General features: G+C 47.5%; 15 protein-coding genes. 1 reads left to right on the top strand and 14 read right to left on the bottom strand.

Translation table 11 applies throughout. The features are described 5' to 3' along the window. The 3 genes from H9X84_RS03795 to H9X84_RS03785 are packed head-to-tail and all read right to left on the bottom strand — an operon-like array spanning position 1 to position 2100. The gene (locus tag H9X84_RS03795) at positions 1–1248 is read right to left on the bottom strand and encodes a PBSX family phage terminase large subunit (RefSeq protein WP_205132998.1); all 1248 of its coding nucleotides are present in this window, start codon (positions 1246–1248) and stop codon (positions 1–3) included. Beyond that, positions 1245–1613, bottom strand: a complete 369-nt coding sequence (locus H9X84_RS03790; protein ID WP_205132997.1) for a hypothetical protein — start codon at positions 1611–1613, stop codon at positions 1245–1247. Before H9X84_RS03790 ends, H9X84_RS03795 begins: the two co-directional genes overlap by 4 nt. Positions 1614–1671: 58 nt before the next feature. After that, positions 1672–2100, bottom strand: a complete 429-nt coding sequence (locus tag H9X84_RS03785) for a sigma factor-like helix-turn-helix DNA-binding protein (protein WP_205132996.1) — start codon at positions 2098–2100, stop codon at positions 1672–1674. 212 nt (positions 2101–2312) lie between these two features. On the opposite strand from H9X84_RS03785, the gene lexA reads away from it, so the two are divergent. Further along, positions 2313–2945, top strand: a complete 633-nt coding sequence (lexA, locus tag H9X84_RS03780; protein ID WP_205132995.1) for a transcriptional repressor LexA — start codon at positions 2313–2315, stop codon at positions 2943–2945. 164 nt (positions 2946–3109) lie between these two features. On the opposite strand, the gene H9X84_RS03775 is transcribed toward lexA, so the two are convergent. The 11 genes from H9X84_RS03775 to rpoC form a co-directional block, all read right to left on the bottom strand. Next, the gene (locus tag H9X84_RS03775) at positions 3110–4273 is read right to left on the bottom strand and encodes a LysM peptidoglycan-binding domain-containing protein (RefSeq protein WP_205132994.1); all 1164 of its coding nucleotides are present in this window, start codon (positions 4271–4273) and stop codon (positions 3110–3112) included. A gap of 287 nt (positions 4274–4560) precedes the next feature. After that, on the bottom strand, positions 4561–6135 hold the full coding sequence (gene cls / locus H9X84_RS03770) for a cardiolipin synthase (protein ID WP_243423510.1): 1575 nt from the start codon (positions 6133–6135) through the stop codon (positions 4561–4563). After that, positions 6132–6761 carry a GTP pyrophosphokinase gene (locus H9X84_RS03765; RefSeq protein ID WP_420314288.1) on the bottom strand — a complete coding sequence of 210 codons (630 nt, stop codon included), beginning with the start codon at positions 6759–6761 and terminating at the stop codon, positions 6132–6134. Before H9X84_RS03765 ends, cls begins: the two co-directional genes overlap by 4 nt. Positions 6762–7014: 253 nt before the next feature. Further along, on the bottom strand, positions 7015–8067 hold the full coding sequence (locus H9X84_RS03760; RefSeq protein ID WP_205132992.1) for an electron transfer flavoprotein subunit alpha/FixB family protein: 1053 nt from the start codon (positions 8065–8067) through the stop codon (positions 7015–7017). 111 nt (positions 8068–8178) lie between these two features. Further along, positions 8179–8970 carry an electron transfer flavoprotein subunit beta/FixA family protein gene (locus H9X84_RS03755; RefSeq protein WP_205132991.1) on the bottom strand — a complete coding sequence of 264 codons (792 nt, stop codon included), beginning with the start codon at positions 8968–8970 and terminating at the stop codon, positions 8179–8181. A 66-nt stretch (positions 8971–9036) separates the two neighbouring features. Continuing rightward, positions 9037–10176 carry an acyl-CoA dehydrogenase family protein gene (locus H9X84_RS03750; RefSeq protein ID WP_205132990.1) on the bottom strand — a complete coding sequence of 380 codons (1140 nt, stop codon included), beginning with the start codon at positions 10174–10176 and terminating at the stop codon, positions 9037–9039. A gap of 877 nt (positions 10177–11053) precedes the next feature. Continuing rightward, a complete protein-coding gene (tuf, locus tag H9X84_RS03745) occupies positions 11054–12247 on the bottom strand; it encodes an elongation factor Tu (RefSeq protein ID WP_205132989.1) in 1194 nt (397 codons plus the stop codon). Positions 12248–12387: 140 nt separating this feature from the next. Next, entirely contained in the window at positions 12388–14469 is a 2082-nt protein-coding gene (fusA, locus tag H9X84_RS03740; protein ID WP_205132988.1) for an elongation factor G, read from the bottom strand. 103 nt (positions 14470–14572) lie between these two features. Beyond that, positions 14573–15043: a 30S ribosomal protein S7 gene (gene rpsG / locus H9X84_RS03735; protein WP_205132987.1), complete on the bottom strand. Its 471-nt coding sequence runs from the start codon at positions 15041–15043 to the stop codon at positions 14573–14575. A 155-nt stretch (positions 15044–15198) separates the two neighbouring features. Continuing rightward, the gene (gene rpsL / locus H9X84_RS03730; protein ID WP_205132986.1) at positions 15199–15621 is read right to left on the bottom strand and encodes a 30S ribosomal protein S12; all 423 of its coding nucleotides are present in this window, start codon (positions 15619–15621) and stop codon (positions 15199–15201) included. Between the two features lie 409 nt (positions 15622–16030). Continuing rightward, on the bottom strand, positions 16031–19678 hold the full coding sequence (gene rpoC / locus H9X84_RS03725) for a DNA-directed RNA polymerase subunit beta' (RefSeq protein ID WP_205132985.1): 3648 nt from the start codon (positions 19676–19678) through the stop codon (positions 16031–16033). Positions 19679–19688: the final 10 nt, after the last annotated feature.

The following is a 19688-nucleotide window of genomic DNA, read 5'->3' as shown; positions in this document are numbered from 1 at the left end:
CTACCGTATTCTGATCCGGCGCATATCCTCTTCCCGGCTGTAACGTACCGCGTCGATGGAATGGTTGTCCCGGTCCGGGTATCTGGCTTTCCATCCGCCCATGCCGTCACTTTCCAGTGCGTATCCGCCAAATTCCTTTGCCGTATAGGGACATCTCGCCGGGTCAATGACGATCTCCTCCAGATCCTGCAGCCATTTCATGCCGTAGGCCACACTGTCCGGCCCTTTTTTCGCCGGTACCGCCATGATGCCGTAGTCCCGCAGTTCTGCCACAGACTTCGGTTCCGCGCTGTCGCAGACCACTGGCTGCCGCCCCGGCCCTTCTTTTTGGATCTCCTCCGCCAGCAGCCGGTTACTCATCCCCGTTTTGTGTATCTCGTAAAACAGATAGAGCCGCCGTCTGGTGCTGTCGTAATGGTTCACCGTATAATGCAGAGGGTCCGCGGCATAGCCCCAGTCCAGCCCTCTGGCCACATGGTCAAATGCCGCGATTTCCTCCTCTGTGATCCGCCGAAAGACCAGATTGTGAAATACCTCGCCGCCGCTTCCTACCGCCTCTCCCAGATATTCGTGCCGGTAGGCCGTTTCGTTGTGTCCTTTCATGTATTCCGCTTCCAGAAAAAAAGGCTCTCCCAGCCATTCTCTCGGCATCTCCAGATAAGTACTGTGATGGAGCAACTTGTCCTCCCGTTCTGCCAAAGATTCCTGATTTACCCAGTTGTTTAAACTTTTGGGCGGATTATAGGAATAAAACACGGCAAATTTCTCGCCGCCCCGCATCAGGCTTTGATTGATGGTCCGAATCTCCCCCATTCCTAAAAATTCGTCCACTTCCTCGTACCAGATGTATTTGGCGTATCCTCTGCGGAATTTCGCCGACTTGATCTTTCTGGGCTGATCGGCCCCCTTGAAAATGATTTTCTGTCCGGTCTTTTTGTAAATCATCTCCATAGGCGAAACCTTGCTTTCCCATTCCTCCGCCACGCCCAGGGTCTGTACAGCCCAAAGAAGCTGGGCAAACACGCTGTCCTTCAGATTCGCCGCCACCTTTCGCAGTACCACAGCATTGGCCTGCGGGTCCGCCATGATCCCCAGTATGATCTCAATGGAAATATAGGAGGACTTTCCGCTGCCCCGGCCGCCTTTCAGCCAGTAATGCGTGTATTCCTGCCGCATCAAACTTCGGTGTACCCCGTAAAATCCGGGCCCTATGACAGAAGAAAGCCGGATGGCCTTTTCCTGTGTCATTTCACATCATCCACAATCACCACGCGTTCCTCCTTTTCTCCCGTATCCTTCATCTTTCCCAAAAGCTCTGCCGCTTTCATGCGGATACGGGGTTCCTCATCTCCCCGCATGGTCTGTGTCAGAAATTCCAGAATCTCCCCCTGATCCGCCACCTCCGGTTCTTCCTCCTGTGCCGCTTCTTTTTTCGCCGCTTCCTTCTGCCGCAGGATTTCCCTCTGGACGCGCTCATTCTTCTCCAGCGCTATTACTGCTCTGGCCGGATTTTGATATCCCGCCTCTCTGGCCGCCTCTGTGGGATTCCTGCCCCGGGCCGCGCTTTCGCAGTATTTTTTCTGAAGTTGTGTCAGCTGCTTTTTGCTTCCCATCTTCTCCCTCCTTTCTTTTACAGCCCCTATCCTAGCAGAAAAAAAGTCTCAAAGAGTCTCAACCTTCTTCCTCCAGCAAAAATTCCAGCGCTCGATCCAAAACCCGAAAACAGGTAGCCCGGCTCATATGTTTTTTCATGGCAATATAATCGTATCCGTATCCCTTCACATACCGCAGGTATACCATCTGCTGTTCCTCCGGCGGCAGCCTGTCCACCTGCCGGTCCATATCCGCCTTTTCCGCAAGGACCCGCTCGATCTCCTCCTGCAATCTTTTGGTCTCATTTTCATACCGCTCTCCTAAAACCTTTCCTTCTTCCTCCTCCCATGCGGCGCAATCCTCCCGCAGCCGCAGCAGCCGCCGGATCTCCTCCTGTTTTCTGGCACAGATCTCCATGGCGCCGCCCCAATGCAGCAGCTTCCGTTTCATCTGCCCCTTGGGGCTGGCCGCCTCCTTCTCCAAAAACGCATGCATTTTTCCTCCCATACTTCCCCTCCATTTGTTAATTTTTTTCACACTCAATAGATTTGTATTCGTTCTATACTTTTTCTCCGTCACATTATGCGAACATTTGTTCTCATAATATACCATTTTATTTTCTGTTTGTCAACTTAATTCACATTCTGTTGCCCCTTTTCCTATCTTCTGGTATACTCAAGAAAAATCCCGCTATCTTTTTATAGAAAGGAGGCCGCCTCATGTTCCAGAAATATCTTTTTCGCCAGCAGCTGGAAAAACTGCTCAATGGGGCTACCACCACCGAATTTGCCGAACGTACCGGGTTCAACCGTACGTATCTTTCCAAATATCTGAATCTGCGTCTGGACCGCCCGCCTTCTCCCGATCTGCTGAAGGCCATCGCCGGACCCCAGGTTTCTTATGAAGAACTGATGTCCGCCTGCGGCTATCTTCCCGCCGGGATTCATCCAACGTCCCCCTCTGTGCGGGTCCCTGTTCTGGGTGCCGTCCATGCGGGCCTGCCCACCTTGGCTCTGGAGGACATTGAGGAATATGAAACTGTGGACGCCAGTGAGATTCCGCCGGGCTATACCTGCTTTTATCTGCGTGTGGAGGGCGATAGTATGGTGAACGCCCGCATCTGTCCCGGGGATCTGGTCTTCGTCCGTAAACAGGAAGATGTAGAAAATGGGGATATCGCTGTCGTCATGGTGGACGGCGAAAACGCTACCTTAAAACGCGTCCTGAAAAAAAACGATTTGATTATTCTTCAGGCGGAAAACCCCAAATACGCCCCTTTGCTGTTTACGCCGGAGGAATCCTCCCGCCTGCGTATTATCGGCAAAGTCCTCCATGTCAAATTCCGTGTCTGATTTCCCATAAAAAACATTGAAAAAGCAGCCCTACGCAAAAGAAAATCGCTGGAATTCCTTGCGCCGCAAGGATTCCAGCGATCTTTGTTTTCCCGGGAAACTTTCCCCTATGACCGTTTTGTATGTTATCCGCTTTTTTGCGAAAACCATGTCGGTTTCTTCTATTAGGGAATACGCAATTCCTGTCCGCAGATGATTTTATTGGCATCCTCTATTCCGTTGGCCTCCATGATCCGCTCTACGCCGGAATTGTCCCCATAATATTTTCTGCTGATATACCCTAATGTCTCTCCCTCCTCCACAATATGGGTCCGTACTTCCTCTGTCTCATCTTTTTTTGTTTCTTCGCTCTCTTTGTCTTCTGTAACCAGAGCCATGGCGGAAAACACCGCCTGTGACTTTACACCTTCTATATCCTCTGCCAACGCTGTATAAGAGGTCTGCACCGCCGCCAGCCGGTTCTCCACACTTTGAAGACGTTCCAGCCCTTTCATGAATCCAAACCCCATGCATACACACACCAGACAAAGCATACCGCTTACCGCCGCCAGCATGGTATATCGGCTTTTCTGTGCCGCCTCCGCCGCCTTCGCTCTTTTCTGCAATACCCGGCGGATCTCCTGTGCCGCATCGATCCGCTCCTCTGGCGTTGGCCGCCGCCGCTTTCTCTCTCCTTCCTCCGCGGCCGGCTCTGGTTTCGCTGTCTCCGCCTCTTTTCTTTTGCCTACATGATGATCCAGCATATATTCCTGCATTTCCTCGTTTTTCTCATAGTACAGAAAATACCCCTTCGCCTGCTGTAACCCGCCGCTTTCCTTCTGATATATGTAAAAGCTGTCCATTTTATCCAGGCAGTCCACCACAAAAAGCACCTGCCAGCGCTCCTGAAAATATGCCCGATGAAACTCTTCGTCTCTGGCCATCAGCAGAGAACCGAACCCCGGCTGACAATGAACCCATCCTACCAACGTCATTCCTTTGAAATATTTTTCCATCTGGCTGCCGATGTATTCCCATGTTTCATCCCCAAAGCGCAGACTTCCGCCTTCCTCTTTGGCAGACTTCCCCTGAATGGCGCCGCAGATTACCAACGTCTCCTGATCGTCTATGACCAAATGCTGTCCCACCAGTGCCGCCAGCTTTTCCGTTCCTCCGGCACTCTTCCCGTATTGATACAAATAGGTATATACATAATCCTCCATATATATTTTCAGCCCATCCTCAATGGCGCCCATCTGCCGGATCTTGGAGGGCAGTGTAAAGCCGTCCTCCCGCTCTTCTGTGCCATAGCCGTATAAATTATTATCTCCGTCGAAAAAATACTGCATCCTGTCTCCTCCCTTGTCTTATGGCCGCGGTATCCACTGCCTTTTCCAACAGGCGTTGCCCCATTCTCAGCCTGTCCGGAATCGTTTTTCCATATGATACCACGCCTTTCCCGCGCAATCTGTCGACTGCTGGCGGTCCATTCCTCTTTTTCTCCGCATTTTTTCGACCTTTTCTCCATAAAAAACCTTCGTCCTTCGCCTACCAAAATAAAAAAGCCGGAACCCTCCTTTGGATTCCAGCTATTTTATTCCAATATTTTTTTATGGCCATGCTGATGATTCTTCGTTTACATCAGCGGTGCCAATACCTTTAAGAGCTTTCCAACGATCCGCTGAGACAGAGGCCATTTTTTCCCATCCCCCAGCTTGATCTCTTCACACTGCTCCAGCGTCTTTTGATAGTCCGCCTCTACATCATATACCACTGGCGCCTGATAGAAGAAAGCGCCACATTCAAAGTGCAGATACAGACTACGGTAATCCAGATTGATGGTGCCCACCACTGCCTTTTTGTCATCGCTGACAAAAATCTTCGCATGAACAAAGCCCGGCGTATATTCATAAATCTTTACGCCTGCCTTCAACAGCTGGCGATAATGCCCTCTCGCCAGTGCAAAAGGAGTCTTCTTGTCAGGGATATGAGGCAGAATCAGCTTCACATCTACGCCCCGTTTCGCCGCGTAGGTCAAAGAGGCCACCATCAGATCATCTATAATCAGATACGGCGTCATAATATGCACATATTTTTCCGCTCGATCCAAGATATCCCGGTAAACCGTCTCCCCAATCAGTTCCGCATCAAAGGGGCTGTCCCCAAAAGGCAGTACAAACCCCAGATCCTTACTTTTCTTTTCCTTAACTCCCGGCAAATACTGCTCGTAGTTCTCCTTCCGTTCTGTGACGTTCCACATCTGCAAAAACATCTGTGTCAAGCCCTCCACGGCATCTCCTTTCAGCATTACCGCTGTATCCTTCCAGTGGCCGTATTTCTCTTTCCGGTTGATGTATTCATCCCCGATATTTACGCCGCCGGTAAAGCCTACCTTCCCGTCAATCACCAGTATTTTTCTGTGGTCTCTGTTATTGTAATGGGTGGAAAGCACCGGGCGGATAGGCGAAAACATCTTGCATTTTATCCCGATTTTCTCCATTTCCTTAGGATAATTATAGGGCAGATAATTGAAGGCACAGGTCCCATCATACATCATCCGAACCTCTACGCCCTCGTCTATCTTTCGTTTCAGAATTTCCAGTATCCTGCTCCACATTTCCCCTTTTTCCACAATAAAATACTCCAGAAAGATATAATGTTCCGCTTTTTCCAGTTCTTCCAGCATCGCCTGGAACTTGTATTCCCCCAGAGGGAAAAATACCGCTTCCGTATTTTCATATACAAAGTGATTGCCATGCCTGCGGATATATCTGGCCATGTTGGCCGTTCCTACATCCTCTTTTTCCAGCCGTTCCAAAACACCCTCATCCTGCTGGATGTATTTTTCCGTTTCCTTGTATAATGCCTCCAGGCGTTTTTCCAAAATACGCTGTCCCGGATGTGTCTCCACAAATAAATAGAGCAAACCACCCACAATGGGCGAAATCAGCGTAATAATGACCCATGGCAGCTGCATCTGCGGATTCCCCGGCCGGTTGATAATCACCAATGTAATCATCAGCGCAAATACCATGTGTCCCCCAAACACATAGGGTACATTCTTGCTGAATACATCAAATATCATAATCATGAATACCGCCTGAATGGCTACCAGCAACGCAATCACCGTTGCACGGCCAAAAATGGCGCGATGCACGCCGCTTCGGCTTCTTTCCAGTATCATTAAATGTTCTTTTTCTTCATTTTTCATAAATTCCCCTCTATCTTATTCCTGATCTCCTGCATCTTGCAGTCCATAGTGGCGATCACATCCGCACAATCCTTTAATTCCTCCGCGATTTCTTCCGAATGTTCGATATCCTTTTTGTATTTCAGCTTGTGCTCCAGACTTGCCCAAAAATCCATGGCAATGGTCCGAAACTGTACTTCTACCTTCATGTGCTTTTTCCCCGTAGAAAGGAAAATGGGAATATCCAGAATCAGATGCAGACTTCTGTATCCATTGGCCTTGGGATTCTTGATATAGTCCTTTGTCTCCACCAGAATAATGTCGTCCTGACGGGTCAAAAGCTCCGCAATAGTGTAAATATCATCACAAAAGGAACAGATTACCCGAATCCCCGCAATATCAAATAAGTTCTTTTCCATGCTTTCCACAGACATCTCAAATCCCTTGCGCTTCATCTTATTGATGATGCTCAAAGGCTCTTTGATTCTGGACTTGATGGACTCAAAGGGGTTTCTTTTGTATTTCGACGCAAATTCCTCGTTCAGGACATTCAGCTTTGTCTCCACTTCCATCAGCGCACACTGATATTCCATCATTAACTCTATAAAAGGCTGTGCTCTTTTTAAAATAATCTCCGGATGCTCCATTTCAAAAATATCTTTGAATCGAAACTGCATTTCTTTCTCAATCATATTCTCACCTTCCATCGTTTCTCTTCCATCTGCTCTAAAACCGGAAGTTTTTGACAAATTTCGTCATTTCGACTATTATAGCATACTTCCCCAGCAAAGTCTATTTTCGCCGGCTTTCCTCATCATACTCTCATAAACCTTGTCTTTCACGCACCAAAAAAAGAGCTTCCCTTGCGGGAAGCCCTTTTTGCTCTTTCTTATGCAGAAATTAGTTTGTAGCTTTTGTAGCTTTGTATTTTCTGATAGCTTCAGCCAGTTTAGGCAGGATCTGTTTTACGTCACCTACGATACCCAGGTCAGATACTTCGAAAATAGGAGCTGTGTCGTTCTTGTTGATGGAGATAACCAGTTCGGAACCTTCCATACCAGCAACGTGCTGAATAGCGCCGGAAATACCGCAAGCCATGTACAGGTCGGGACGTACTGTCTTACCTGTCTGACCTACCTGACGATCTTTTTCGATCCAGCCAGCGTCTACACATGCTCTGGAGGAACCAACTTCAGCGCCCAGTGCGTCTGCAACGTCTCTGATCATGTCGAAGCCCTGAGGACCGCCGATACCACGACCACCGGATACGATCAGTTTTGCTTCTGTCAGGTCTACGGATTTCTTATCGGATTTTACAACTTCCAGAATTTCTACGTTCATGTCTGCTTCTGTGAAGTTTACGTCGAATTTAATCAGTTCGCCTTTTCTTGTTTCGTCCTTTTCGATTCTCTTCATAACGCCGGGACGAACAGTAGCCATCTGAGGTTTTGTTCTGGGGCACATCAGTGTAGCCATGATGTTACCGCCGAATGCGGGACGAGTCATCAGCAGAGCTCTTGTAGGGTCTGCGCAGCCCATGGAAGCTTCTTTGTCATATTCTTCCTGTGTTTTTGCCATTCTCAGACCTGTTGTATCAGCAACCAGACCTGTTCTTACACGGCTTGCTACACGAGGTGCAACGTCACGGCCGATGGAAGAAGCGCCGAACAGCATGATTTCAGGATCATAAGCTTTGATGATTTCTGTAACAGCCTTTGTGTAGGGTTCTGTTACATACTCTTTCAGGTAAGGATGATCTACCAGGATAACCTTATCTGCACCATAGTGATACAGTTTGTCTACTTCGCCTTCGATGTCGCTGCCCAGCAGAACTGCGTATACATCGTCTTTCAGGTCTGCTTTCAGTCTTGTAGCTTCGCCGATCAGTTCCAGACCTACGTTCTGAACCTTACCGCTTCTTTGTTCAACTACTACATAAATACCTTTACTCATTGTAGGGTTTCCTCCTTATATTTCAAATTTCGTCTAATTTTCTCTTGTTTCAGAAAAAGACTGCGTGTCTTTCTCTCTGCTTCCCGAATAAAGCAGATACACAAGCTTTCATCAGATGATGAATTTTTCTTCCAGTTTCGCAACGATTGCTTTAACAGCTTCGTCTGCGGACAGATCTTTCAGGATTGTACCAGCACCCTTAACTTCTTTTGTGAAGGACTGATATACGTTTGTAGGGGAACCCTTCAAGCCGATCATATCCAGTTCAAGGCCATCTTTCAGATCTTCAAAGCCCAGAATCTTGATTTCTTTTTCATAAGCTTCTACGATACCTCTAACTGTCATGTATCTGGGTGTTGCCAGCTCAGCAATAGCTGTCAGCAGGCAAGGTGTTTTGATTTTGATGATGTGGTAACCATCTTCAAACTGTCTCTTAACTACAACGTAGTCTTCTGTAGCTTCCTTAACTTCTTCTACATAAGAAACCTGAGGAACGTGCAGCTTTTCAGCGATCTGAGGACCAACCTGTGCTGTGTCACCATCGATTGCCTGACGGCCTGTGATAATCAGGTCATAACCGATTTTCTTCAGAGCAGCTGCCAAAATGCCGGATGTAGCATATGTGTCGGAACCACCGAATTCTCTGCCGCTTACCAGAATAGCTTCGTCACAGCCCATAGCCAGAGCTTCTCTCAGAGCAACGTCTGCCTGAGGGGGACCCATGGATACTACTGTTACTGTGCCGCCCAGCTGTTCTCTCAGTGTCAGAGCAGCTTCGATACCTGTTTTGTCGTCGTGGTTGATAATAGAGGGAACGCCGTCACGGATCAGTGTGCCGGTCTTAGGATCAATTTTAACTTCAACTGTATCTGGTACTTGTTTAATACATACAACGATTTTCATTATAGTTCTCCTTCCAAAATTTTATTTATTTGGCTTCGTCATCTACTTTTAAGATAGTCTACCGGATCAAACTTTCATGGAGCCGGAGATGATCATCTTCATAGCTTCGTTTGTGCCTTCGTAGATCTCTGTGATCTTAGCGTCACGCATAGCTCTTTCAACGGGGTATTCACGGCAGTAACCGTAACCACCAAACAGCTGTACGCACTGTCTTGTAACTTCGTTTGCTACGTCAGATGCGAAGTACTTGCACATAGCAGCATAAGGAGCATAGTTGCCATGGTTGTCTTTTTCAGTAGCAGCTCTCCATACCATCAGTCTAGCAGCGTCTACCTTTGTCTGGCATTCAGCAAGCTTGAACTGTGTGTTCTGGTATTTGCCGATGGGTTTGCCGCCCTGTTTTCTTTCTTTAACATATTTCAGTGTTTCGTCGATAGCGCCCTGAGCGATACCTACGGACTGAGCACCGATACCGATACGGCCGCCGCCCAGAGCTGTCATAGCGATCTTGTAGCCCTGGCCTTCTTTGCCCAGCAGGTTTTCCTTGGGAACTCTTACGTTTTCATAGATAACTTCACAGTTGGAAGCAGCTCTGATACCCATACGTTCGATGTTGGGACCAACTGTCAGGCCTTCATATTCTCTTTCAACGATGAAAGCGGACATGCCTTTAGGGCCTTTGGATTTGTCTGTCAGTGCGAATACGATGAAGATATCAGCGAAACCGGAGTTTGTTGTGAACATCTTTGTACCATTCAGTACATAGTAGTCGCCGTCCAGTGTAGCTTCTGTACGAACGCCAGCAGCGTCTGTACCAGCACCGGGCTCTGTCAGACCGAAGCAGCCGATCTTGGAACCGTCTACCAGGGGTCTCAGATATTTCTGTTTCTGTTCTTCAGTACCAAATTCGTTGATGCAAGGGCAGCAAAGAGAAGTATGTACGGACAGTGTGATACCTGTGGAGGCATCTACTTTGGACATTTCTTCCATGCACAGTGTGTATGTCAGAACGTCAGCACCCTGACCGCCGTATTCTCTGGAATAAGGAATACCGAACGCGCCGATCTTCTGCAGTTTCTGCAGCAGTTCGCGATCATAATCTTCAGCTTCATCCATGTCCTTTGCGATGGGTTTAATTTCTGTTTCAGCAAATTTTCTGAACAACTCTTGCTGAAGCATCTGAGTTTTTGTCAATTTGAAATCCATTTAATATTCCTCCTATTTTTTAAAAATTTAAAACAACCGATCAGGCCACCAGTTGTTTTATTAAAACGACCTACTTCCGACGCTGCCGTCCCGAACCGCTCCTGCTGTTTTTATTGCATAGCAAGAAAAAAGCAAGCTGCGCTTCTAAAAGAACTATACCATTTTTGTCTAAAAATTGTCAACTCATTTGGTCTCTAAATATTAGATAAAAAACGGTAAGCATTTATGGTAATACCGCCCGATAAACTCTTGACAGTCACCATAGAAAAACCAACAAAAAAACATCCTTTTCCGCCAGCCATGTTCTTCGCCCTCTCTGCCGCGCGCCCCTTGGTCTGCCGCTTTTCGCCCTCTGGGAATTCCTTCCCCGCGCCAAAAGCCTCTTTCCGCCGGACCGCCGCCTTTTACAATATTTTGTATGCGAACTATACTGCCGAAAAAATAACACACTTCTTTGTTTTTCTGTGTGTCCCTGTCCTTTTGTTCTGGTACTACTTTACACTATTGTCTTTTCTCTGTCAATATCCCCGCCCCTTTACGGCCCTCCTGTTGTCATACAACTTTTGTGAATAATGAATAAATCTTGGGATTCGTTTTTTCCATTCCGCTGGTTTTTCTGCTCCATCTGTACAAAAATCCGTACAAAACATTGTTTTTCCTTCTGCCATTTTCTCCTTTCACCGTCCTTCGTCTGTTTATTCCCCATTTTTCTTTCCTTTCGCACAAATTCCTTTGGGTTTTTAGCCTCTGTTTTTATACACTCCTGACAAAGTCATTTTTCTTCGCCTCTGGCTCTTTTTTCGTAAAAATAAAAAAAGGATAAGATCCTTTTAGGATCTTATCCTTTTGCGTGCTTTTGTAAAAACAAAGGCCGAAATTACTCGATGATTTCTACTACGGAACCTGCACCAACAGTTCTGCCGCCTTCACGGATAGCGAAACGCAGACCCTGGTCCATAGCTACGTGTGTGATCAGTTCGATTGTCATTTCAACGTTGTCGCCAGGCATGCACATTTCAACACCTTCGGGCAGAGAGATAACGCCTGTAACGTCAGTTGTTCTGAAGTAGAACTGAGGTCTGTAGTTGTTGAAGAAAGGTGTATGACGGCCACCTTCTTCTTTGCTCAGTACGTAAACCTGTGCTTTGAATTTTGTGTGAGGTGTGATGGAACCGGGTTTAGCCAGAACCTGACCTCTTTCGATTTCGTTTCTCTGTACGCCACGCAGCAGAACACCGATGTTGTCACCAGCTTCAGCCTGATCCAGCAGTTTTCTGAACATTTCTACGCCAGTTACAACTACTTTTCTGATTTCGTCGCTCAGACCAACGATTTCAACTTCATCCTGAACCTTAACTGTACCTCTTTCAACTCTACCAGTTGCAACAGTACCACGGCCTGTGATGGAGAATACGTCTTCGACAGGCATCAGGAAAGGTTTGTCTGTGTCACGTTCGGGTTCGGGGATATAAGATTCGATTGCTTCGAACAGCTCAACGATCTTGTCGCCCCAAGGGCCCATGGGATCCTGCAGAGCCTGGAATGCGGAACCTCTGATGATGGGAATATCATCACCGGGGAATTCATACTCGCTCAGCAGTTCTCTGATTTCCATTTCTACCAGATCCAGCAGTTCTTCGTCTTCAACCATGTCGCATTTGTTCATGAATACAACAATGTAAGGTACGCCTACCTGACGGGACAGCAGGATGTGTTCTCTTGTCTGAGCCATAGGGCCGTCTGTTGCAGCTACTACCAGGATAGCGCCGTCCATCTGAGCAGCACCTGTGATCATGTTTTTAACATAGTCAGCGTGTCCGGGGCAGTCAACGTGTGCGTAGTGTCTTACGGGTGTTTCATATTCAACGTGAGCTGTGGAGATTGTGATACCACGTTCTCTTTCTTCGGGAGCCTTGTCGATGTTTTCGAAAGCAACTGCTTCACCGATCTGGTATCTTTCATGCAGAGTCTTTGTGATAGCTGCTGTCAGAGTTGTTTTACCATGGTCAACGTGACCGATAGTACCAATATTCATATGAGGTTTGGTTCTTTCAAATTTCTGTTTTGCCATTTTTAAATATCCTCCTTTAAAATTTGACTAAGGCAAATAGATTCATACATCTTCGCAGAAATGTACCTATCGTCCTTAATTATATTAAATTTCAAGCCTTTTTGCAATACCAAAATACAATTATATTCCGGTTTTTGCAATTATTTCTTGCCTTCCAGTACTTTATCCTGTACGGATTTCGGGCAGGGTTCATAGTGGTCTACTTCCATTACGTAGTTACCACGGCCCTGAGATTTGGAACGCAGGTCTGTGGAGTAACCGAACATTTCAGCCAGAGGAACGAAGGAGTGAATTACCTGTACGCCGTTTCTTGCTTCCATACCTTCGATACGGCCACGACGGGAGTTGATGTCACCGATAACGTCGCCCATGTATTCTTCGGGTACTGTTACAGTTACTTTCATGATGGGCTCCAGCAGTACAGCATCGCCTTTTCTCATAGCTTCTTTGAAAGCCATGGAACCAGCTACCTGGAACGCTGTTTCGGAGGAGTCAACTTCATGGTAGGAACCATCGTAAACTTCTGCCTTAACGCCCAGTACGGGATAACCGCCCAGGATACCGCTCTGCATTGCCTGCTGAATACCTTTGTCGATGGCGGGGATATATTCCTTAGGAATAGAACCGCCCACGGTGCTGTTTACAAATTCATAGCTGTTTTCCGCATCGGTAGGGATGGGGAAGAATTTAACTTTACAATGACCATACTGACCTTTACCACCAGACTGACGTACGAACTTACCTTCTACGTCAACAGCCTTACGGAATGTTTCCTTGTAAGCTACCTGAGGTGCGCCAACGTTTGCTTCTACCTTGAATTCTCTCAGCAGACGGTCAACGATGATTTCCAGATGCAGTTCGCCCATACCGGAGATGATGGTATCGCCTGTTTCTGCGTCTGTGTAGGTCTTGAATGTAGGGTCTTCCTCTGCCAGTTTTGCCAGAGCGATGCCCATTTTATCTCTGCCTGCTTTTGTCTTAGGCTCAATAGCAACGGAGATAACGGGTTCGGGGAATACCATGGATTCCAGGATTACTTCGTGATCCTCGTCACAAATGGTATCACCTGTGGTTGTAATCTTAAAGCCTACTGCTGCGGCAATATCGCCGGAGTATACTTTGTCGATTTCTTCTCTGTGGTTTGCGTGCATCTGCAGGATACGGCCAACACGTTCTTTTTTGCCCTTTGTAGAGTTATAAACGTATGTGCCTGCGTCCAGTGTACCGGAGTACACACGGAAGAATGCCAGCTTCCCAACGAAGGGGTCATTCATGATCTTGAATGCCAGAGCGGAGAAAGGCTCTTCGTCGGAAGAATGTCTTTCTACTTCTTCGTCTGTTTCGGGGTCGATCCCTTTGATTGCGGGGATGTCGATAGGAGCGGGCATATATTCAATAACGCCGTCCAGCAGTTTCTGTACGCCTTTGTTTCTGTATGCGGAACCGCAGAATACAGGAACCAGTTCGCAGTTGATGCAAGCTTTACGCAGTGCTGCTTTCAGTTCTTCTTCTGTGATTTCTTCTTCGCCGAAGAATTTTTCCATCAGTTCTTCATCTGTTTCACAGATGGACTCGATCATTTTTGCTCTGTATTCTTCTGCTTTTTCCATATATTCCGCAGGGATATCTTCTTCGTCGATTTCCTTGCCCAGATCATCTTCATAGATCAGCGCTTTCATTTTCATCAGGTCGATGATACCAACGAAATCGCTTTCTGCACCGATGGGCAGAGTTACAGCAACAGGGCTGCAGCCCAGTCTGTCTACCATCATCTGCAGTACATTGTAGAAATCCGCACCCATGATGTCCATTTTGTTTACAAATGCCATTCTGGGTACGTTGTAGTTATCCGCCTGACGCCATACGGTCTCGGACTGAGGTTCTACGCCGCCTTTTGCGCAGAATACGCAGACAGCGCCGTCCAGTACACGCAGGGAACGTTCAACCTCTACTGTAAAGTCAACGTGACCGGGTGTATCGATAATGTTGATTCTGTTGTCATTCCAGTGACAGGTAGTCGCAGCGGAAGTAATTGTGATACCTCTTTCCTGCTCCTGTTCCATCCAGTCCATGGTTGCGGTACCTTCATGGGTGTCGCCGATCTTATAGTTACGTCCTGTATAGAACAGAATACGTTCTGTCAGTGTTGTCTTGCCGGCGTCGATGTGCGCCATGATACCAATGTTTCTGGTTCTGGCCAGCGGAAACGCTCTGTTTGCCACGCTTACTCCTCCTTTGTCTTATACGAAAATGGGGCAATCCCCGAAAAGACCTTGTAACAGTCTTTCCGGAATTGCCGTAATCCATACTTTATTTTTTCTCTGATTACCACTTGAAATGGGAGAAAGCTTTGTTTGCTTCTGCCATCTTGTGTGTTTCGTCTTTCTTCTTGCAAGCGCCGCCGGCGTTGTTCAGAGCATCCATGATCTCTGCTGCCAGACGATCTACCATGGTCTTTTCACCACGTTTTCTTGCATAGATTGTCAGCCATCTCAGACCCAGTGTCTGTCTTCTTTCCGGTCTGATTTCCATAGGTACCTGATAAGTAGCACCGCCCACACGACGAGCCTTTACTTCCAGTACAGGCATGATATTGCCCAGAGCTTCTTCGAAAGCTTCCAGAGCTTCCTTACCTGTCTTTTCTGCTACTTTGTCGAATGCACCATAAACAATTTTTTCAGCTACACCTTTCTTACCATCCAGCATGATGCTGTTGATCAGCTTTGTCACCAGCTTGCTGTTGTAAATAGGGTCTGCTAAAACCTCTCTTTTTGCAACATGTCCTTTTCTTGGCACGATTCTTCCCTCCTTAATGAATAATGATATTCTCGGTACTTCACAAGCCTGTATGCTTGTGTTTTCATGCCTTATCTCTCAACTTCTATCCGTCCTCTAAGCAATCGCAGATTGTATTGATTGGTATAAGGCATTTCTAAATGTTTCAATTTTTATTACTTCTTTGCTGCTTTGGGGCGTTTTGCGCCGTATTTGGAACGAGCCTGCATTCTGTTTGCTACGCCGGCTGTATCCAGAGTACCTCTGATGATGTGGTAACGTACACCAGGAAGGTCTTTTACTCTACCGCCTCTGATCAGAACAACGGAGTGTTCCTGCAGGTTGTGGCCTTCACCGGGGATATAAGCTGTAACTTCGATCCCGTTGGAAAGACGAACTCTGGCGATCTTTCTCAAAGCGGAGTTAGGCTTCTTAGGTGTAGATGTCTTTACTGCTGTGCATACACCACGTTTCTGAGGAGAAGAAACATCCGTTGCTTTCTTCTGCAGAGAGTTCAGACCTTTCTGCAAAGCGGGTGCTGTGGATTTTTTCTCAACAGTCTGTCTGCCTTTTCTTACTAACTGATTAAATGTTGGCATTAAAATGCACCTCCTTATAGAATCATACTTTCTGCTCTTGCATTTTTTCTTCTTTGATGCCGGGTCACAGGCCCGCTTAGAAAAGCCCGGACCGCAGACACTAGAAAATTTTATCACCCTAAAAATAAAAAGTCAAGTCTTTTTTCCGCCCAAACCCTTGATTTTTCGCCTTTCCCGGCTATTTTCGTCTTTGTATACAAAAAAAAGCCTTTCCATTCCTCTTTTCTGCCAAAACTGCCCCACGTTCAGCAAAAAGATACCCCCTCTCCAAAAGCGTCCCCCCAAAAAATATTGCCGGAATCCTTGCAACAAACAGGATTCCGGCAATTCAATTTTAATTGAAGTTATTATCTTAAGGAGAAACCGCTCCCCTTTTCTTCAATAAATATAGGAATAAACAGATTTCTATTTATACCATTTCGTCCTCATCAATATAGGTGCCGTCTGCGCTGTATCCATCCTCCTGCCGAGGCTGATCCAGCTCCAGATCAATGTTGCGGTAACGGCTCATGCCGGTACCTGCGGGAATCAGCTTACCGATGATAACGTTTTCCTTCAGACCAATCAATGGATCAATCTTGCCTTTAATTGCTGCTTCTGTCAGGACTCTCGTTGTTTCCTGGAAGGAAGCCGCGGACAGGAAGGAATCTGTTGCCAGGGATGCCTTTGTGATACCCAGCAGTACACGGGAACCCTTCGCAGGTTCTTTGCCTTCTGCTTCCAGCGCCGCATTTGTGTTTTCAAATGTCAGCCAGTCAACCAGAGAACCAGGCAGGAAATCTGTATCGCCGTTTTCTTCGATCTTAACACGTTTGAGCATCTGACGAACGATAACTTCGATATGCTTGTCGCTGATTTCTACACCCTGCAAACGGTATACGCGCTGTACTTCCTGGATCATATAGTCCTGTACACCACGCAGGCCCTTGATCTTCAGAATATCGTGAGGGTTTACGCTACCTTCTGTAATTTCGTCGCCGGCTTCGATCACGTCGCCGTCGTAAACTTTGATTCTGGAACCGTAAGGAATCAGATAATCCTTTGTTTCCCCTGTTTCCGGATTGGTAATGATAACCTCACGTTTTTTCTTGGTATCATTCAGTGTAACATGACCGCCGAATTCCGCGATGATGGCAAGGCCCTTAGGTTTTCTTGCCTCAAACAGTTCTTCGACACGAGGAAGACCCTGTGTGATGTCATCGCCGGCGATACCGCCCGTATGGAAGGTACGCATGGTCAGCTGTGTACCGGGCTCACCGATGGACTGTGCTGCGATGATACCTACGGATTCACCAATTCGTACATATCTGCCGGAAGCCATGTTCGCGCCATAGCATTTCGCGCAGATACCAACTTCGGAACGGCAGGTCAGTACGGTTCTGATCCAAACCTTCTTGATCCCTGCTTTTTCTACTGCTTCTGCCTGATCTACCGTAATCATGGTGTCAGCGGGAACAATGATTTCCCCTGTTTCGGGATGGATGATATCATAAGCGGACCATCTGCCACGGATACGATCCTGCAAACCTTCAATGACTTCGTTGCCGTCCATGAAGGCGGAAATTTCCATGCAGGGTGTTTCCATATCTCTGCCTTCGCAGCAGTCCCATTCTCTTACAATAATATCCTGGGATACGTCTACCAGTCGACGGGTCAGGTAACCGGAGTCGGCTGTCTTCAGCGCCGTATCGGTCAGACCTTTTCTTGCGCCGTGTGCGGAAATGAAGTACTCCAGTACGGACAGACCCTCACGGAAGTTCGCCTTGATGGGCAGCTCGATGATACCGCCGTTAGGGGATGCCATCAAACCACGCATACCAGCCAGCTGTTTGATCTGTCTGTTGGAACCACGGGCGCCGGAGTTGGCCATCATATAGATGTTGTTATATTTTCCCAGACCAGCCAGCAGGGCAACGGTGATCTTATCATCGGCAATATTCCATGCCTCGATAACTTTCTGGTGGCGTTCTTCGTCGGTCATCAGACCACGTCTGAACTTTCTGGTAATCATATCTACCTTTTCTTCCGCCTCTGCCAGATATTCCGCTTTTTCCTTAGGAATTTCCATATCGGATACGGATACGGTCATGGCAGCTCTTGTGGAGAATTTATAACCCAGGGATTTGATCTTATCCAGCACTTCCGCTGTCTCTGTTGCGCCGCAGCGGTTGATGCACTTGTTGATGATCTTACCGATGGCTTTTTTATCTACCAGGAAACCAACCTCATAGTCGAATTTGGTTTCTTCGTTTGTTCTGTCCACATAGCCCAGGTTCTGGGGAATCGCTTCGTTGAAGATGATGCGTCCAACGGTAGCTCTTACCAGTCTGGTCTCTTTCACACCGTTAAATTCCAGTGTTCTTCTGACTTTGATCACTTCCTGCAGATAAATCTCATGGTTGTCATAAGCCAGCATAGCTTCCTTTTCGTCTTTGAATACTTTCAGGATCGGGTCGCCTTTGGCAACGATCACATTGCCTTCTGCGTCCAGAATATCCTCTTCGTATTTTTTATTCAGGTCCTCTCTTTCCAGTGTCAGGTAATACATACCCAGGATCATATCCTGAGAGGGTACGGTTACAGGCGCACCGTCGGAGGGTTTCAGCAGGTTGTTGGGGGACAGCAGCAGGAAACGGCATTCCGCCTGTGCCTCTACGGACAGAGGAACGTGTACCGCCATCTGGTCACCGTCGAAGTCGGCATTGTACGCGGTACATACCAGGGGATGCAGCTTGATGGCACGGCCCTCTACCAGTACAGGCTCAAAGGCCTGAATCCCCAGTCTGTGCAGGGTCGGTGCGCGGTTGAGCATAACAGGATGCTCTTTGATGACATCTTCCAGGATGTCCCAAACTTCTGTCTGCAATCTTTCTACCATTCTCTTGGCGGATTTGATGTTGTGTGCCAGACCATCCTCCACCAGTTTCTTCATAACAAAAGGCTTAAACAGCTCGATGGCCATTTCCTTAGGCAGACCGCACTGATAGATTTTCAGTTCGGGTCCTACTACGATAACGGAACGGCCGGAGTAGTCAACACGTTTGCCCAGCAGGTTCTGACGGAAACGGCCCTGTTTGCCTTTGAGCATATCGGACAGAGATTTCAGAGCTCTGTTGCCGGGGCCGGTCACAGGTCTGCCTCTTCTGCCGTTGTCGATCAGAGCGTCTACTGCCTCCTGCAGCATTCTTTTTTCGTTTCTTACGATAATGTCAGGCGCGCCCAGATCCAGCAGTCTTTTCAGACGGTTGTTTCTGTTGATAACACGTCTGTACAGATCGTTCAGGTCGCTGGTAGCGAAACGTCCGCCGTCCAGCTGTACCATAGGACGGATATCGGGAGGGATAACCGGGATGGCATCCAAAATCATCCATTCGGGCTTGTTGCCGGATACACGGAAGCTTTCCACAACTTCCAGCTTCTTGATGATACGGACTCTCTTCTGACCGGTGGTATCCGCCAGCTGACGTTTCAGCTCATCCGCCTCTTTTTCCAGATCAATGTCCTGCAGCAGCTTTTTGATAGCTTCCGCGCCCATTGCCGCCTCAAAGCGGTTGCCGTATTTGTCATAGGCTTCTCTGTATTCTCTTTCACTCAGCAGCTGTTTGTACTGCAGCTCTGTATCCCCGGCGTCCAGTACCACATAAGACGCGAAATACAGCACCTTTTCCAGCGCTCTGGGGCTCATGGAAAGAATCAGACCCATTCTGGAGGGGATTCCCTTGAAATACCAGATATGAGAAACAGGGGCCGCCAGTTCGATATGGCCCATTCTTTCTCTTCTTACCTTTGCTTTTGTTACCTCAACGCCGCAGCGGTCGCAGACAACGCCTTTGTAACGGATTCTCTTATATTTCCCGCAGTGGCATTCCCAGTCCTTGGTGGGCCCGAAAATTCTTTCGCAGAACAGACCATCTTTTTCCGGTTTCAATGTTCTGTAATTGATGGTTTCGGGTTTCTTTACCTCGCCTCTGGACCATTCATGGATTTTTTCAGGAGAAGCCAATCCAATTTTAATGGAATCAAAAACAATTCCCTGTTCTGTGTTTTGTGTGCTCATGGGCTTGTTC

The organism is Anaerotignum lactatifermentans (assembly GCF_016902535.1).
Taxonomy (GTDB): Bacteria; Bacillota; Clostridia; order Lachnospirales; family Anaerotignaceae; genus Anaerotignum; species Anaerotignum lactatifermentans_A.
Note: the sequence above shows the minus strand (reverse complement) of the source record. Positions and strands in the feature narration are given on the sequence as shown.

Coding starts and splice junctions, on each gene's coding strand:
- H9X84_RS03795 (WP_205132998.1), bottom strand. CDS start 1,248: ATGACACAGGAAAAGGCCATCCGGCTTTCTTCTGTCATAGGGCCCGGA.
- H9X84_RS03790 (WP_205132997.1), bottom strand. CDS start 1,613: ATGGGAAGCAAAAAGCAGCTGACACAACTTCAGAAAAAATACTGCGAA.
- H9X84_RS03785 (WP_205132996.1), bottom strand. CDS start 2,100: ATGGGAGGAAAAATGCATGCGTTTTTGGAGAAGGAGGCGGCCAGCCCC.
- lexA (WP_205132995.1), top strand. CDS start 2,313: ATGTTCCAGAAATATCTTTTTCGCCAGCAGCTGGAAAAACTGCTCAAT.
- H9X84_RS03775 (WP_205132994.1), bottom strand. CDS start 4,273: ATGCAGTATTTTTTCGACGGAGATAATAATTTATACGGCTATGGCACA.
- cls (WP_243423510.1), bottom strand. CDS start 6,135: ATGAAAAATGAAGAAAAAGAACATTTAATGATACTGGAAAGAAGCCGA.
- H9X84_RS03765 (WP_420314288.1), bottom strand. CDS start 6,761: ATGGAGCATCCGGAGATTATTTTAAAAAGAGCACAGCCTTTTATAGAG.
- H9X84_RS03760 (WP_205132992.1), bottom strand. CDS start 8,067: ATGAGTAAAGGTATTTATGTAGTAGTTGAACAAAGAAGCGGTAAGGTT.
- H9X84_RS03755 (WP_205132991.1), bottom strand. CDS start 8,970: ATGAAAATCGTTGTATGTATTAAACAAGTACCAGATACAGTTGAAGTT.
- H9X84_RS03750 (WP_205132990.1), bottom strand. CDS start 10,176: ATGGATTTCAAATTGACAAAAACTCAGATGCTTCAGCAAGAGTTGTTC.
- tuf (WP_205132989.1), bottom strand. CDS start 12,247: ATGGCAAAACAGAAATTTGAAAGAACCAAACCTCATATGAATATTGGT.
- rpsL (WP_205132986.1), bottom strand. CDS start 15,621: ATGCCAACATTTAATCAGTTAGTAAGAAAAGGCAGACAGACTGTTGAG.
- rpoC (WP_205132985.1), bottom strand. CDS start 19,678: ATGAGCACACAAAACACAGAACAGGGAATTGTTTTTGATTCCATTAAA.